Here is a 14,414-nt window from a genome sequence, read left to right as displayed (position 1 = left end):
ATGATCGCTTGCCTGCGGCTGTTCTCTGCCCTCTGCCTCGCTGCCTTGCTGGCGGCCTGCGCCAGCTCGCCCTCTTCCAGCCTTGGCGAACTCCCACGGACCCCGGATGCCAGCATCGAGCAACTGCTCGAACAGGCCTCCGCCAGCAAGACACCGGACAAGGCCGCCCTGCTGCGCCTGACCGCCGCCGACCTGGCCTACCGCCAGAAGGACACCGGTCGCGCCGCGCAGATCCTTGCCCAGGTGCAGCTGGACCAGCTCAAGCCGGGCCAACAGGTTTTCGCCAGCACACTGGCCGCCGAACTGGCGATGACCCGCAATCAGCCGAAGGCGGCCCTCACCGCCCTGAGCCACCCGAGCCTGGAGCACCTGGGTGAATTGCCGGTGGACCAGCAGATCCGCACCCAGACCGTTCGCGCCCGCGCCCTCGAAGCCGACGGCCAGACCCTGGCAGCCGCTCGCGAGCGCATCTTCATCGCCCCGCTGCTCAGTGGCGACGCCGCTCGCGCCAACCACGAAGCGATCTGGGCACTGATCGCCGCACTGCCGACCGATCAGTTGCAACCCAGCGGTAACGACGACCTCAGCGGCTGGCTCGGCCTGGCCCTGGCGGTGAAGACTTCCGGCACGCTGGAACAGCAACAGGCGGCGATCGACACCTGGCGGGCACAGAACCCCAAGCACCCGGCAGCCCAGCAACTGCCGCAGGCGCTGGTGAAACTCAAGGAACTGGCCAGCCAGCCGCTGAACAAGATCGCCCTGCTGCTGCCTAACGAAGGCCAGCTGGCCTCGGTCGGCAAGGCTCTGCGCGAGGGTTTCATGGCGGCCCAGTACCAGGCCCAGCAAGCCGGACAGAAGCCACCGGCCATCGAGTTCTACGACAGCTCGCGCCTGACCTCCCTCGACGATTTCTATCGCAAGGCCCAGGCCGCCGGCGTGCAACTGGTCGTCGGCCCGCTGGAAAAACCCCTGGTGAAGCAGCTCAGCGCTCGTACGCAACTGCCGATCACTACCCTGGCGCTGAACTACAGCGAAAGCGCGCAGAATCCGCCGCAACTGTTCCAGTTCGGCCTCGCCGCCGAGGACGAAGCCCGCGAAGTTTCGCGTCGCGCCCGCGCCGACGGCCTGCACCGCGCTGCCGCCATGGTGCCGAAAGGTGAATGGGGCGACCGCGTACTCAAGGCCTTCCGCCAGGACTGGGAAGCCAATGGCGGCACCGTGATCGGTGTCGAACGTGTCGACCAGCCGGTAGCCCTGGCCCAACAGATCGCCGACCTGTTCCAGTTGCGTCAGAGCGAAGGTCGCGCCAAGAGCCTGCAAAGCACCGTGGGTGGCCAGGTTGTCGCCCAACCTTCGCGTCGCCAGGACATCGAGTTCATCTTCCTTGCCGCCACACCGCAGCAGGCCCAGCAGATCAAACCGACCCTGAACTTCCAGTACGCCGGTGACGTACCGGTGTACGGCACCTCCCACCTGTTCAGTGCAACCGGCGACATCAACCAGTACAACGACATGAACGGCATTCGCTTCTGCGAAACCCCGTGGCTGCTGGACGCCAACGATCCGCTGCGCAAGCAGGTGACCGCGCAATGGCCACAAGCCGCCGGCAGCCTGGGCCGCCTGTACGCCATGGGTGTCGACGCCTTTCGCCTGGCGCCACGCCTGGGCCAGCTCAAGGCACTGCCAGACAGCCGCATCGAGGGCCTCTCCGGCAGCCTGAGCATGGACCAGGGTCAACGGGTCGAGCGCCAACTTCCCTGGGCACAGTTCGTCAGCGGTCAGGTCCAGCGCCTGCCGGATACCCCACGCTGATGCCGCAAGGCTCACGCCTGGAAAGCGGCAAGGATGCCGAGAGCCTCGCGCTCCGGCATCTCGAACGACAGGGACTGCGCCTGCTGGCGCAGAACTGGTCATGTAAACGCGGCGAGCTTGATCTGGTCATGCTCGACGGCGATACAGTAGTATTCGTCGAAGTTCGTTATAGAAAAAACACCCAATGGGGTGGCGCCGTGGGCAGTATCGATGCCCGCAAGCGCAAGAAGTTAATATTCGCGGCGCAGTATTTCCTGCAATGCGAATCGCGCTGGTCCAGCAGCCCCTGCCGTTTCGACGTGGTTGCCATAGAAGGCGCCCTCGACATGGCACCCCGATTGAACTGGCTACGGAATGCCTTCGACAGCTGAACCAGACTGTCGACCCGGTTACTTTCATTCACCGATTTTGCTCTTTGCTTTACGGGCCGCACACGACTTGCGCCGAACGGCCCCGGAACCATCCGGGCAGCACTCGAGCCAGGCAACCGCCCCACTTAAGGTCACCTACATTGATGGACATGCAATCCCGAATTCGCCAGCTTTTCCAGGCCAGTATCGACACCAAGCAACAGGCGATGGACGTTCTTGCACCTCACATCGAGCAAGCCAGCCAGATCATGGTCAATGCCCTGCTCAACGAAGGCAAAATGCTCTCCTGCGGCAATGGTGGCTCGGCGGGCGACGCCCAGCATTTTTCCTCGGAACTGCTCAACCGCTTCGAACGCGAACGACCGAGCCTGCCGGCCATCGCCCTGACCACCGACAGCTCGACCATCACCTCGATCGCCAACGACTACAGCTACAACGAAGTCTTCTCCAAACAGATCCGCGCCCTCGGCCAGCCTGGCGATGTTTTGCTGGCCATTTCCACCAGCGGCAACTCGGCCAACATTATTCAGGCAATCCAGGCCGCACATGATCGCGAAATGGTTGTCGTAGCCTTGACGGGACGTGATGGTGGCGGCATGGCCTCGCTGCTGTTGCCCGAGGACGTGGAGATCCGCGTTCCCAGCCATGTCACCGCACGTATCCAGGAAGTCCACTTGCTGGCGATCCACTGCCTGTGCGATCTGATCGACAGCCAACTGTTCGGGAGTGAAGAATGACCGTTAATCGCCTTAGCCTGCTGGCTTTGACTCTGTGCCTGGGCCTCAGTGGCTGCAGCTCGGTGCTGACCGCAACCCGCGATGGTCCGATCAATGACGACCAGGGCACCCGCACCCTGGGCAGCAAGATCGACGACTCGGTGATCGAAACCAAGGTCGCGGTCAACGTCGCCAAGGCCGACCCGGATCTGGACGCCGCCTCGCACATCGTCGTGAGCAGCTACAACGGCATCGTCCTGCTCGCCGGCCAGACGCCACGCGAAGACCTCAAGGCCAAGGCCGAACAGGCTGCGTCGAGCGTCCAGCGCGTGAAGAAGGTCAACAACGAACTGCAGATCCTGCAGCCTTCCTCGTTCGCCGCACGCAGCAACGACACCTGGCTGACCAGTAAGATCAAGACCCAGATGCTGACTGACAACACCATCCCCGGCTCGCGCATCAAGGTGATCACCGAGAACGGTATCGTCTACCTGATGGGCCTGGTCACCCAGCAGGAAGCCGCACGCGCAACCAACCTGGTACAAGGCGTCGGTGGCGTGCAGAAGATCGTCAAACTGTTCGAGTACATCGACTGAGGGCCTTGCCCCCGCAAACGAAAAAGCCCCTGTCACCGAAAGATGACAGGGGCTTTTTCATGCCCATCCGCTGCTGTTACTTCACCACCTTCAGGCTAGGACGCCCACTCGGACGCGGCGGCTCCGGCCCATCGTCATCCGGCTCGACTTCATTGTCGTCGTCTTCCAGTGGCGACTCGAGATCGAAGACCATGCCCTGGCCGTTTTCCCGGGCATAGATCCCGAGAATCGCGCCAATGGGCACATACAGCGTATGGGCCACACCACCGAAACGCCCCTCGAAACTGACCGCTTCGTTATCCATGTGCAGGTGACGCACGGCACTTGGAGAAATATTCAGGACGATCTGCCCGTCGCTGGCAAAGCCTTGCGGCACCTGGACCGAGGGGGCCTCGGAATTGACCAGGATGTGCGGCGTACAATCGTTATCCACTATCCATTCGTACAGGGCACGAACCAAATAAGGACGGCTGGAGTTCATTAAGCAGCTCCTTGGCGCATATCGCGTTCGACACCAGACAGGCTTGCCTGGAAAGCCTCACGCGCAAACTGGCGCTCCATATAATCGAGCAGCGGCTTGGCTTGCCGCGGCAGTTCAATACCCAGAATTGGCAAACGCCAGAGTATCGGTAATAGACAGCAATCGACCAGACTTTGCTCCTCACTCAGGAAGAAAGGCTTGTCGGCGAACAACGGAGATACCCCGGTGAGGCTCTCGCGCAGTTCCTTGCGCGCCTGCACACGCGCCGGCTCCTTGGTCCGCGAGTCCAGGATCAGGTCGACCAGCCCGCACCAGTCACGCTGGATGCGATGCATCAGCAGCCGGCTGTTGGCCCGCGCCACGGGATAAACCGGCAGCAGCGGTGGATGCGGGTAACGCTCATCCAGGTATTCCATCACCACAGTCGACTCCCACAACGCCAGGTCACGATCGACCAGGGTGGGCAGGCTGCCGTAAGGGTTCACTTCAGTCAGCTTCGCTGGCTGACGTCCCGCCTCGACACTGATGATCTCGGCACTGACACCCTTTTCCGCCAACACAATACGCACTCGGTGGGAATAGTGGTCGGCGGGGTCGGAGTAACAGGCCAACCGATTGGTCACGCCCATGGCGGTCCTCCTCGCTTGTTTGAAATGGTCGAAACGCAAAAACGAGCGCGCCCAAGGGAAGCCTCCCGTAACGAGTGGAGAAGACGGCCGGCGAAGCCTTTTCGGCTCCGCCCCCTCCACACCAGTTCGTTACGTCTCAGAGGCACCCTTGGGCGCGCACGATTGACTGACAGCTATATTACAACGTTATCAGTGCACATCCTTCCAGTATTCGCGCTTGAGCAGATAAGCGAATACGAAGAGGAAGGCCAGGTACAGCAGAACGTAAGTACCGATGCGCTGATGCTGCAGCTTCACCGGGTTGGCCGAGTAGGCCAGGAAGGTCACCAGGTTCTTGACCTTCTCGTCGAACTGCTCTTCCGTCAAGGCACCGGTTTTCGGCACGATGGTCAGTTGGTCGCACGCTTCATGAGTCAATGGCGTGCCGGTCAGCGGATCATACTGCTTCTTGCCATTCTCGACGATTTGCACCTGCTTGCAACCGACGACCTGACGACCCTGCAGGCCCACCAGCACGTTCGGCATGCCGACGTTCGGGAAGACCTTGTTGTTCACGCCCCATGGACGTGCCGGATCCTCGTAGAAAGAACGCAGGTAACCGTACAGCCAGTCGGTACCACGCACCCGCGCCACCAGGGTCAGGTCGGGCGGAGCCGCACCGAACCAGGCCTTGGCATCCGCCGGCTGCATGCCGATGCTCATGTGGTCGCCGATCTTGGCGCCGGTGAACACCAGGTTCTTGAGCATCAGGTCATGGGGAATACCCAGGTCATCTGCGACCCGCTCGTAACGCTGGAACTTGGCACTGTGGCAACCCATGCAGTAGTTGGCGAAGGTCCGCGCACCATCCTGCATGGCCGCCTTGTCGGAAACGTCGATGTCGACCTTTTCAAGCTCGGGACCACCATGCTCGGCAGCGAAGGACAGAACCGGCAGGGCCGCGAGCAGCAAAACAGCAAATAGTTTTTTCATCAGCCAGTCACCCTTTCCGGAACCGGTTTGGTCTTCTCGAGCCGGGTATAGAACGGCATCAGAATGAAGTAGGCGAAATACAGCACGGTGCACACCTGCGACAGCAGCGTACGCTCCGGCGTCGGCGCCATGACGCCCAGCCAGCCAAGGATCAGGAAGGACACACAGAAGATCACCAGCCAGATCCGGCTCAGCCAGCCCTTGTAGCGCATCGACTTGACCGGACTGCGATCCAGCCACGGCAGCACGAACAGCAGGGCAATCGAGGCGCCCATGGCGAGAACCCCCATGAGCTTGTCCGGCACCGCCCGCAGGATCGCGTAGAACGGTGTGAAGTACCAGACAGGGGCGATGTGCTCCGGCGTCTTGAAGGCGTTGGCCACCTCAAAGTTCGGTTTTTCCAGGAAATAACCGCCCATTTCCGGGAAGAAGAACACTACGGAACAGAAGACGAACAGGAACACCACCACGCCGACAATGTCTTTCACGGTGTAGTACGGGTGGAACGGAATGCCGTCCAGCGGTACGCCGTTTTCGTCCTTTTTCTTCTTGATGTCGACACCATCGGGGTTGTTCGAGCCCACTTCGTGCAGCGCCAGGATGTGCAGCACCACCAGGCCGAGAATCACGATCGGCAGGGCCACCACATGCAGGGCGAAGAAGCGGTTCAGGGTGATCCCGGAAATCAGGTAGTCACCGCGGATCCACTGGGTCAGGTCGTTACCGATGACCGGGATCGCGCCGAACAGCGAGATGATCACCTGCGCGCCCCAGTAGGACATCTGCCCCCACGGCAGCAGGTAGCCCATGAAGGCCTCGGCCATCAGCGCCAGGTAGATCAGCATGCCGAACAGCCAGACCAGCTCGCGCGGCTTCTGGTACGAACCGTAGAGCAGGCCACGGAACATGTGCAGATAGACCACGATGAAGAACGCCGAAGCGCCGGTGGAGTGCAGCAGACGCAGGATCGCGCCGTACTCGACATCACGCATGATGTATTCGACGGAGGCGAAGGCCTCTTCCGCCGAAGGGGTGTAGCTCATCGTCAGCCAGACACCGGTGACGATCTGGTTGACCAGCACCAGCAGCGCCAGGGAGCCGAAGAAGTAGAGGAAGTTGAAGTTTTTCGGTGCGTAGTACTTGCTGAGATGGTCTTCCCACATCTTGGTGGCGGGGAAGCGCGCATCAACCCAATCCATGAACTTGCTCATCACGCTTTCTCCTGATCGACGCCAACGACAATGATCGTGTCGGACTCATAGGAATGCGGCGGAACCGGCAGGTTCAAAGGCGCGGGCTGGGCCTTGTAGACACGACCGGCGAGATCGTAGTGGGAACCGTGGCAAGGGCAGAAATAGCCGCCTACCCAGTCCTTGCCGAGGTCGGCGGGTGCCACTTCCGGACGGAAGGTGGGAGAGCAACCCAGGTGGGTGCAGATACCGATCAGCAGCAGGACTTCCGGCTTGATCGAACGCGTCTTCGGATCGACGTAGGGGGGTTGTACCGAGTTCTTGGAGGTTGGATCGGAGAGCTGCCCCTCGATCTTCGTCAGATTCCCCAGGATCTCTTCGGTGCGGCGAACGATGAAGACCGGCTGGCCACGCCACTCGGCAATCATCTGCTGCCCCGGGTCGATCTTGGCGATATTCACTTTCACCGGTGCACCGGCGGCTTTCGCCTTGGCACTGGGAAACCATGACCCCACGAACGGGACCGCAGCCCCTACCGCTCCTGCAGCTCCTACCACGGATGTGGCTGCTACGAGAAAGCGACGCCGGCCTGCATTCACGCCGTCATTGCTCATTCAGTCCTCTCCCATCAGCTTTGTGGCCTGTTAAATCAGGCGTCTAAGTAAAAATCTATCGTTATAAAAATTTTGCCGAATGGTAATGAAAAGCCCCACCTCTGACAAGGTAATTACCCGGCACACAGTGCCCCAGGCCTTGTAGTATAGGGGGTCTACGGATGTGGCAAGTTGTCACAGCAAATATTTCGCCCATAAAAAAAGCCCGGTTCCACATGGGAACCGGGCTTCTTTTGAAGCGGGTAGCGAATTAACGCTTCGAGTACTGCGGACGCTTACGCGCTTTACGCAGACCCACTTTCTTACGCTCAACTTCACGAGCGTCGCGGGTAACGTAACCAGCTTTACGCAGGGTGCTGCGCAGGGTTTCGTCGTAATCCATCAGGGCACGAGTGATGCCGTGGCGGATTGCGCCAGCCTGGCCACTCACGCCACCACCGATGACAGTGACGTAGACGTCGAACTTCTCGACGGTCTCGGTCAGTTCCAGCGGTTGACGAACTACCATGCGGGCAGTTTCGCGACCGAAGAACGTGTCCAGGGAGCGGTTGTTGATGGAGATGTTACCGGTACCTGGACGCAGGAAAACGCGTGCGGTTGCGGTCTTGCGACGGCCAGTGCCGTAGTTTTGAGTCGCCGACATAATGAACTATTCCGTTAAATCTTCAGTTCTTGGGGCTGCTGAGCAGTATGAGGGTGTACAGCGCCCGCATAGACTTTCAGCTTACGGTACATGTCGCGACCCAGCGGGTTCTTAGGCAGCATGCCTTTTACCGCGGTCTCGATCACGCGCTCAGGGGCCTTTGCGATCAGCTTTTCGAAGTTGATCGACTTGATGCCGCCCGGGAAACCGGAGTGGGAGTAGTACATCTTGTCGGAGGTTTTAGCACCGGTCACACGAACCTGCTCGGCGTTGATGACGACGATGTAGTCACCGGTATCGACGTGCGGGGTGTATTCGGCTTTGTGCTTGCCACGCAGACGGCTCGCGATTTCGGTGGCCAGACGACCCAGGGTCTGACCAGCAGCGTCGACGACAAACCAGTCGCGCTTAACTGTTTCCGGTTTAGCAGTAAAAGTTTTCATTCTTTATAGCCTCAGGGGCCGCCTGTAAATAAGACGGCGGATCTTACTGAATAGTGCGTACTTTGACAAGGTCAAAGGCAGCCGGATACAGACGCTATCGGGGGCTCGGGTCGGCGCGTCCGTTCAACGGCAAGATTCTTTGGCGGCGGCGCATCACTTCCACTGCATAAAGAGGTGCGCAATTATCCAGATTGCCAAAAAAAATTCAACCTGCTTTTATGGGTGTTTTCCCACGGGAGCAGCCAATGGAATACCGTCAGCTAGGCCGAACCGACCTGAACGTGAGCGCAATTTGCCTGGGGACCATGACCTGGGGCGAGCAGAACACCGAGTCCGAAGCCTTTGCCCAGATCGAGCGCGCCAAGGCCGCCGGCATCAACTTCATGGACACCGCCGAGATGTACCCGGTGCCGCCCAGGGCCGAAACCTATGCCAGCACCGAACGCATCATCGGCAACTGGTTCAAGCAGCGTGGCGACCGCGACCAGTGGGTCCTGGCGAGCAAGATCGCCGGCCCCGGCAACGGCATCGGCTATATTCGCGACGGCAACCTCAAGCACAACCGCCGGCATATCGTCGAAGCCCTGGATGCCAGCCTCAAGCGCCTGCAGACCGACTGGATCGACCTCTACCAACTGCACTGGCCGGAGCGCAGCACCAATTTCTTCGGGCAGTTGGGCTACAAGCACAAGGCCGACGAGACCTTCACGCCGATCGAGGAGATCCTCGAAGCGCTGGACGAGCAGGTCAAGGCCGGCAAGATCCGCCACATCGGCCTGTCCAACGAAACGCCATGGGGCACCATGAAATTCCTGCTCGAAGCCGAGCGCCGCGGCTGGCCGCGGGCGGTGTCGATCCAGAACCCCTACAACCTGCTCAACCGCAGTTTCGAGGTCGGTCTGGCGGAAGTCGCCCTGCGCGAGCAATGCGGCCTGCTGGCCTATTCGCCGATGGCATTCGGCTTCCTCTCGGGCAAGTACGAAGGGGGTGCGCGCCCGGAAAAGGCCCGCCTGAGCCTCTACAGCCGCTTCAGCCGCTACTTCAACCCGCAATCGGAAGCCGCCTGCAGCCGCTACGTCGCCCTGGCCCGCGAACACGGCCTGGACCCGGCACAGATGGCCCTGGCGTTCGTCACCGGGCAGCCGTTCGTGACCAGCAACATCATTGGCGCCACGACCCTGGAACAGCTGGACAGCAACATTGCCAGTGCCGAACTGAAGCTGTCGGAGGAAGTGCTGGCGGGGATCGAGGCGATCCACAAGGATCAGCCGAACCCGGCGCCGTAAACCGGGAACGGGGTCTGCCATGAGATCCTGTTCGCGGATGAATCCGGCTCCCAGGAAGCGCGACGCATGTCAGCCAGGTTCTGCAGCTTATCGGCAGTAAGCTGAAGACCGTTGGCCCCACAAGTCGTCGCGTAGATCACAGGTTCCGTGAGCGCCGAAAAACTGTGGGAGCCGGATTCATCCGCGAACGGGCCATCCCGGGCTGCGCGGCCTCAGCTCCCGCCCTCACAGCGACCGCGCAATGATCTCCTTCATGATCTCGTTGGTCCCCGCATAGATCCGCTGCACCCGCGCATCCGCCCAGGCCCGGGCCACCGGGTATTCCCACATGAAACCGTAGCCACCATGCAGTTGAACGCATTCGTCGAGCACCTTGCACTGCAGGTCCGTGCCCGAGTACTTGGCCATCGCCGCGGTCGGCACATCGAGCCGGCCCTCCAGATGCAACTCCAGGCAGCGGTCGACGAACACCCGGCCGATCTGGATCTCGGTGGCCATCTCCGCCAGTTTGAAGCGGGTGTTCTGGAAGTCGGCGATCGCCTTGCCGAAGGCCTTGCGTTCGCGGGTGTAGTCCAGCGTCCACTGCAACGCCGCCTCGGCCGACGCCAGCGCGCCCACCGCCACGGTCAGGCGCTCCTGGGGCAGTTCCTGCATCAGGTAGGCGAAGCCCATGCCGGCCTGCCCCAGCAGGTTCTCCTTCGGCACGCGGACATCCTGGAAGAACAGCTCCGAGGTGTCCTGGGCCTTCATCCCGACCTTCTCCAGCCGCTTGCCCTTGGCAAAGCCCGGCGTATCGGCCTCGACCAGAAACAGGCTGGTGCCCTTGGCCCCGGCCTTCGGATCGGTCTTGGCGACCACGATCACCAGGTCGGCGAGAAAGCCATTGGTGATGAAGGTCTTCGAACCATTGAGGACATACTCGTCGCCATCGAGCACCGCCGTGGTCTTGACCCCCTGCAGATCGGAACCGGCCCCCGGCTCGGTCATCGCGATGGCCGTGACCATTTCGCCACTGACCAGGCGCGGCAGGTACTTGAGCTTCAGCGCTTCACTGCCGTAATGCAGGATGTACGGCGCGACGATGTCCGAATGCAGCGAGAAGCCGATGCCGCTCAGGCCCAGCCGGCTGATCTCCTCGATCACCACCGCGCTGTAGAGAAAGTCCGCCGCCATGCCGCCGTAGGCCTCCGGCAGGTGGGAGCAGAGCATCCCCGCCTGCCCCGCCTTGCTCCATAGCTCGCGATCGACATGACCACGCTTTTCCCACTGGGCATGAAAGGGCAACGCCTCCTGCTCGAGGAACTTGCGTACGCTGCCGCGGAATAGCTCGTGCTCGGAACTGAACAGGGTTCTGGGGATCATGCGGGCACCTTGCAGACACACTGAAGCCGGGAGTGGCCCAGTGAGCCTATGCCAGCGTTTTACCTCGAACCACTGGACACATGCGACAAAAAATAAGACGATCCAGCCGTTTGTTGACCACTATCCCTTATAAGAATAATCGAATCATGGCTAACACTTCCTCGACGTCCTTGCGGCGCGTCAGCATCCTGGCTACCGACCGGGTCTTCGCCTCGACCCTCATGCAAGCCAAGGACTTCTTCCATCTCGCCAGCCTGCGCCATGGCAAGCAGCTCGGCCAGGGGCTCACACCCGCCTTCGAGACACGCCTGGTCAGCCCGGACGGCAACCCCGTGGGCAGCTTCAGCGACGTGATCATGCCGGTGGACGGCGGCCTGGCCGATACCGATGTGATCATCCTGCCGGCGTTCTGGGACGACTTCGACAACCTCTGCCAACGCTACCCGCAGGTCCTGCCCTGGCTGCGCGAACAGCACGCCCGTGGCGCCGTGCTCTGCGGCGAGGCGACCGGGGTCTTCTGGCTGGCCGAAGCCGGCCTGCTCGACGGCAAGGAGGCCACCACCTACTGGCGCTTCTTCAACACCTTCAGTGAACGCTTCCCCAACGTCCACCTGAACCAGGACAAGCACCTGACCGACGCCGACAACCTGTACTGCGCCGGCGGCACCACCTCGGCCTGCGACCTCTACATCTACCTGATCGAGCGATTCTGCGGGGCCAACATCGCCCAGGCCGTGGCCCGCGACATCCTCTACGAAGTGCAGCGCAGCTACGCGCCGGGACGCATCGGCTTCGGCGGCCAGAAGCTGCACCAGGACGTGATCATCCTGCAGATCCAGCAGTGGCTCGAAGAACACTTCGCCGACAAGTTCCGCTTCGAGGATGTGGCCCGCGACCACGGCATGAGCATCCGCAACTTCATGCGCCGCTTCCAGACCGCCACCGGCGACAAGCCGCTGCATTACCTGCAGCGCCTGCGCATCGAGACCGCCAAGGGCCTGTTGTCCGGCACCCGCAAGAGCATCAAGACCATCAGCTACGAGGTCGGCTACGACGATGCCAGTTTCTTTGCGCGACTGTTCCGCCAGCACACCGAACTGTCACCGAACCAGTATCGACAACAGTTCCAGCAGGCCGCCTGAACCGCGGCGCTGCTGTCCGACTGCATAGGCAGGAGCGCCCTGAACCTCCATACCAGAATACCGCGCAGTCCCCACCTCGAAACTCCAGACTCGTTCGGCAACCCTCTCCCAACGGCCAATGACAAGGAGTTTCAAGGATGCCGTCCGAATCGCCCGCAACACCCATACACGGTACGCCTCAACCGGACAACAATCGTTGGCGCCCCCCTTTCCCCAACCCACCCGACTTGTGTTTCGACTACCGAAAACTGGTTGAACAACCCGGCGGCATTGCCGATGCCAGCGGTATCAATCACAAGGTCGCCATCGTTGGCGCCGGAATAACCGGGCTGACCACGGCCAGGGAGTTGCTGCGCTGCGGCTTGCGCGACATAACCCTGTTCGAACAATCGAGCCGGGTCGGTGGGCGCCATCTGACAGTGGTGGACCGAAGCCTGCCCGCCGGCGCCGGCTCCACCCCCTTCGAAATGGGCGCCATGCGCCTGCCCTTCTTCAATCGACGCGGTGAGCCGCCACTCGAAGGGCGATCCCTGCAGGCCTACTACACGAAGCTGTTCCAGTTGAAGATTTCCGACTTTGCCAACCCCGGCAGCGCCCATGTGAACGGCACCGGGATTTTCCTGCGCGACGGCCTGCTGGACACGCAAACCACTCCACAGATGCTCATCTGGAACAACCATGACGGGCAAACGCCGCCACCCGGTGAATCGCTGCAGCGGGTATATGGCAAATGGAGGGCCTTCGTTGCACGCCTGGACAAGCAGATACAGACACACTATGCCGGCCCGGGTTGGGAAAGCCTTTGGGCAGCCATCGCCCAGCGTTATGAAAGCCTGTCGTTTCGCAGTCTGCTGGCTCTGGCACCGCTGGAGAACTGGAATCCATCCAACCCCGGTGACTTCGGCGGGGTGGGTATGAACGCAGAGGAATCGGCGATCTTCTACGCGATCGGTATCGGCGACGGCAGTTGGGGAGCATTTTACGACGCGTGCTGCCTGTATCCGATACGAACCGCACTCTTCGGGTTCAGCGACCAGTTGCAACTGATCCACGGTCGCGTCGACGATCGAGGCAAGCCTCTACCGGCACCTCATCTGCACCAGTACGAACTGCTCGACTCCCACGGGCTGGCTTTCGATGGCCCACGATACCTGGGAGTTGCAGCGCTGGACGAGTGCATGCTGTTCCTGGATATCGACAAGCCAGGCAGTTCCTTTTTCGACCATTGCAAACAACGCGGAGCGGGATTCTCCAGCCAATCCAGGGTCACGGGCCTGAGCAAACTGACCAACCAGAAGATCCGCGTGCACTACGAACGGCAATGGAGCGACCCACAGCGACGCCTGTCCTGCCACGAAGACTTCGACTCGGTTGTACTCACCCTGCCATCCTGGCTGATCGAAACCACGATCCAGCTCGTTGGCTTCACCGAGCAGATGCTGCCATTTCAAATCCGCAACGCCTACCAGACAGCGCACTGGGAAACCAGTTGCAAGGTATTCGCGCCCTTGCAGAAGCGCTTCTTCAGCGACGCCCATGGCATTCCCCAGGCGATGGTCACGGACAGCCTGATTCACGACGTCTACACCTACCGCTACAACGAGAGCTACCCCAACGACTGCATTCTGCTGAGCTACACCTGGGAGGACGATGCGACCAAGCTGGCGATATTCAGCGACCGGGAACTGGTCGCCAAGTGCATCGCCGAGCTGGACCGGATCCTGCTGCGCGCCAGCAATATCAACCGACGTATTTCTCCCTACATCGATGCCGACAAGGCCCGGGTCCATCGCTGGATCACTGATCGCAACGCTCTCGGCGCGGCACGGCTGTATCGCCCCGGGACCTACTACGATGTCATCGACCTGATGAGCTACAACCGCAACTACTCGGCCGGCAGTGGCCTTTACCTCTGCGGGGAGTCGTTCTGCGTCGACGCCGGGTGGACCGAACCCTGCCTGCGCGGAGCGGTGGACACCGTCATCCACCTCTGCGACAGGATTGGAGCCCGTTTCAACGGCGGGTTCAGATTGAATGATTACCCCATCTACGCCAGCCGCCCGAAAACGCCTGGGAACGTTCAAAATACCTCGCCGACATCAGGAAATACCCCGCAGAACTCAGAGGAAAAAGCCGACAGATAAATTTCGTTTGATG

General features: G+C 61.1%; 15 protein-coding genes. 7 read left to right on the top strand and 8 right to left on the bottom strand.

The window, feature by feature from the left end; genetic code table 11:
• The 4 genes from ACMGT0_RS06055 (at window position 1) to ACMGT0_RS06040 (ending at window position 3,495) form a co-directional block, all read left to right on the top strand.
• Window positions 1-1,812, top strand: a complete 1,812-nt coding sequence (locus tag ACMGT0_RS06055; protein ID WP_416771849.1) for a penicillin-binding protein activator — start codon at window positions 1-3, stop codon at window positions 1,810-1,812.
• Window positions 1,812-2,183 carry a YraN family protein gene (locus ACMGT0_RS06050; protein ID WP_416771847.1) on the top strand — a complete coding sequence of 124 codons (372 nt, stop codon included), beginning with the start codon at window positions 1,812-1,814 and terminating at the stop codon, window positions 2,181-2,183. The genes ACMGT0_RS06055 and ACMGT0_RS06050 overlap by 1 nt, the downstream gene beginning before the upstream one ends.
• Window positions 2,184-2,326: 143 nt before the next feature.
• Entirely contained in the window at window positions 2,327-2,920 is a 594-nt protein-coding gene (locus tag ACMGT0_RS06045) for a phosphoheptose isomerase (RefSeq protein WP_054059873.1), read from the top strand.
• On the top strand, window positions 2,917-3,495 hold the full coding sequence (locus ACMGT0_RS06040) for a BON domain-containing protein (RefSeq protein ID WP_054059874.1): 579 nt from the start codon (window positions 2,917-2,919) through the stop codon (window positions 3,493-3,495). Before ACMGT0_RS06045 ends, ACMGT0_RS06040 begins: the two co-directional genes overlap by 4 nt.
• A gap of 76 nt (window positions 3,496-3,571) precedes the next feature.
• On the opposite strand, the gene ACMGT0_RS06035 is transcribed toward ACMGT0_RS06040, so the two are convergent.
• The 7 genes from ACMGT0_RS06035 to rplM form a co-directional block, all read right to left on the bottom strand.
• On the bottom strand, window positions 3,572-3,976 hold the full coding sequence (locus ACMGT0_RS06035) for a ClpXP protease specificity-enhancing factor (RefSeq protein ID WP_054059875.1): 405 nt from the start codon (window positions 3,974-3,976) through the stop codon (window positions 3,572-3,574).
• On the bottom strand, window positions 3,976-4,605 hold the full coding sequence (locus ACMGT0_RS06030) for a glutathione S-transferase N-terminal domain-containing protein (protein ID WP_054059876.1): 630 nt from the start codon (window positions 4,603-4,605) through the stop codon (window positions 3,976-3,978). Before ACMGT0_RS06030 ends, ACMGT0_RS06035 begins: the two co-directional genes overlap by 1 nt.
• 189 nt (window positions 4,606-4,794) lie before the next feature.
• Complete coding sequence (locus ACMGT0_RS06025) at window positions 4,795-5,577, bottom strand: cytochrome c1 (RefSeq protein ID WP_054064178.1); 783 nt, start codon at window positions 5,575-5,577, stop codon at window positions 4,795-4,797.
• Window positions 5,577-6,788, bottom strand: a complete 1,212-nt coding sequence (locus ACMGT0_RS06020; protein WP_054059878.1) for a cytochrome b — start codon at window positions 6,786-6,788, stop codon at window positions 5,577-5,579. Before ACMGT0_RS06020 ends, ACMGT0_RS06025 begins: the two co-directional genes overlap by 1 nt.
• A complete protein-coding gene (petA, locus tag ACMGT0_RS06015; protein ID WP_026145298.1) occupies window positions 6,788-7,381 on the bottom strand; it encodes a ubiquinol-cytochrome c reductase iron-sulfur subunit in 594 nt (197 codons plus the stop codon). The genes ACMGT0_RS06020 and petA overlap by 1 nt, the downstream gene beginning before the upstream one ends.
• A 250-nt stretch (window positions 7,382-7,631) precedes the next feature.
• Window positions 7,632-8,024: a 30S ribosomal protein S9 gene (gene rpsI, locus ACMGT0_RS06010; protein WP_054059879.1), complete on the bottom strand. Its 393-nt coding sequence runs from the start codon at window positions 8,022-8,024 to the stop codon at window positions 7,632-7,634.
• Window positions 8,025-8,038: 14 nt separating this feature from the next.
• A complete protein-coding gene (gene rplM, locus ACMGT0_RS06005) occupies window positions 8,039-8,467 on the bottom strand; it encodes a 50S ribosomal protein L13 (RefSeq protein WP_017904821.1) in 429 nt (142 codons plus the stop codon).
• A 245-nt stretch (window positions 8,468-8,712) separates the two neighbouring features.
• Here rplM and ACMGT0_RS06000 point away from each other — a divergent pair, with 245 nt between their 5' ends.
• Window positions 8,713-9,753 carry an NADP(H)-dependent aldo-keto reductase gene (locus ACMGT0_RS06000; RefSeq protein ID WP_054059880.1) on the top strand — a complete coding sequence of 347 codons (1,041 nt, stop codon included), beginning with the start codon at window positions 8,713-8,715 and terminating at the stop codon, window positions 9,751-9,753.
• 225 nt (window positions 9,754-9,978) lie between these two features.
• Here ACMGT0_RS06000 and ACMGT0_RS05995 read toward each other — a convergent pair whose 3' ends face one another.
• Window positions 9,979-11,115, bottom strand: coding sequence for an acyl-CoA dehydrogenase family protein (locus ACMGT0_RS05995; RefSeq protein WP_054059881.1), 1,137 nt, complete (start codon window positions 11,113-11,115; stop codon window positions 9,979-9,981).
• A 221-nt stretch (window positions 11,116-11,336) separates the two neighbouring features.
• On the opposite strand from ACMGT0_RS05995, the gene ACMGT0_RS05990 reads away from it, so the two are divergent.
• Both ACMGT0_RS05990 and ACMGT0_RS05985 read left to right on the top strand, forming a co-directional pair.
• Entirely contained in the window at window positions 11,337-12,257 is a 921-nt protein-coding gene (locus ACMGT0_RS05990) for a GlxA family transcriptional regulator (protein WP_193394231.1), read from the top strand.
• Window positions 12,258-12,394: 137 nt separating this feature from the next.
• A complete protein-coding gene (locus tag ACMGT0_RS05985) occupies window positions 12,395-14,401 on the top strand; it encodes a flavin monoamine oxidase family protein (RefSeq protein ID WP_081009911.1) in 2,007 nt (668 codons plus the stop codon).
• The last annotated feature ends 13 nt before the right edge of the window (window positions 14,402-14,414 follow it).

Origin of the sequence: Pseudomonas sp. RHF3.3-3 (assembly GCF_048069595.1) — a bacterium.
GTDB classification, from domain to species: domain Bacteria; phylum Pseudomonadota; class Gammaproteobacteria; order Pseudomonadales; family Pseudomonadaceae; genus Aquipseudomonas; species Aquipseudomonas fuscovaginae_B.
The sequence above is the reverse complement of the archived record's forward strand: the minus strand, read 5'-3'. Positions and strand labels throughout refer to the sequence as shown.

What these genes read in the sequence shown, in the direction of transcription:
- ACMGT0_RS06055 (WP_416771849.1), top strand. Translation starts at nt 1, where the DNA reads ATGATCGCTTGCCTGCGGCTGTTCTCTGCCCTCTGCCTCGCTGCCTTG.
- ACMGT0_RS06050 (WP_416771847.1), top strand. Translation starts at nt 1,812, where the DNA reads ATGCCGCAAGGCTCACGCCTGGAAAGCGGCAAGGATGCCGAGAGCCTC.
- ACMGT0_RS06045 (WP_054059873.1), top strand. Translation starts at nt 2,327, where the DNA reads ATGGACATGCAATCCCGAATTCGCCAGCTTTTCCAGGCCAGTATCGAC.
- ACMGT0_RS06040 (WP_054059874.1), top strand. Translation starts at nt 2,917, where the DNA reads ATGACCGTTAATCGCCTTAGCCTGCTGGCTTTGACTCTGTGCCTGGGC.
- ACMGT0_RS06035 (WP_054059875.1), bottom strand. Translation starts at nt 3,976, where the DNA reads ATGAACTCCAGCCGTCCTTATTTGGTTCGTGCCCTGTACGAATGGATA.
- ACMGT0_RS06030 (WP_054059876.1), bottom strand. Translation starts at nt 4,605, where the DNA reads ATGGGCGTGACCAATCGGTTGGCCTGTTACTCCGACCCCGCCGACCAC.
- ACMGT0_RS06025 (WP_054064178.1), bottom strand. Translation starts at nt 5,577, where the DNA reads ATGAAAAAACTATTTGCTGTTTTGCTGCTCGCGGCCCTGCCGGTTCTG.
- ACMGT0_RS06020 (WP_054059878.1), bottom strand. Translation starts at nt 6,788, where the DNA reads ATGAGCAAGTTCATGGATTGGGTTGATGCGCGCTTCCCCGCCACCAAG.
- petA (WP_026145298.1), bottom strand. Translation starts at nt 7,381, where the DNA reads ATGAGCAATGACGGCGTGAATGCAGGCCGGCGTCGCTTTCTCGTAGCA.
- rpsI (WP_054059879.1), bottom strand. Translation starts at nt 8,024, where the DNA reads ATGTCGGCGACTCAAAACTACGGCACTGGCCGTCGCAAGACCGCAACC.
- rplM (WP_017904821.1), bottom strand. Translation starts at nt 8,467, where the DNA reads ATGAAAACTTTTACTGCTAAACCGGAAACAGTTAAGCGCGACTGGTTT.
- ACMGT0_RS06000 (WP_054059880.1), top strand. Translation starts at nt 8,713, where the DNA reads ATGGAATACCGTCAGCTAGGCCGAACCGACCTGAACGTGAGCGCAATT.
- ACMGT0_RS05995 (WP_054059881.1), bottom strand. Translation starts at nt 11,115, where the DNA reads ATGATCCCCAGAACCCTGTTCAGTTCCGAGCACGAGCTATTCCGCGGC.
- ACMGT0_RS05990 (WP_193394231.1), top strand. Translation starts at nt 11,337, where the DNA reads ATGCAAGCCAAGGACTTCTTCCATCTCGCCAGCCTGCGCCATGGCAAG.
- ACMGT0_RS05985 (WP_081009911.1), top strand. Translation starts at nt 12,395, where the DNA reads ATGCCGTCCGAATCGCCCGCAACACCCATACACGGTACGCCTCAACCG.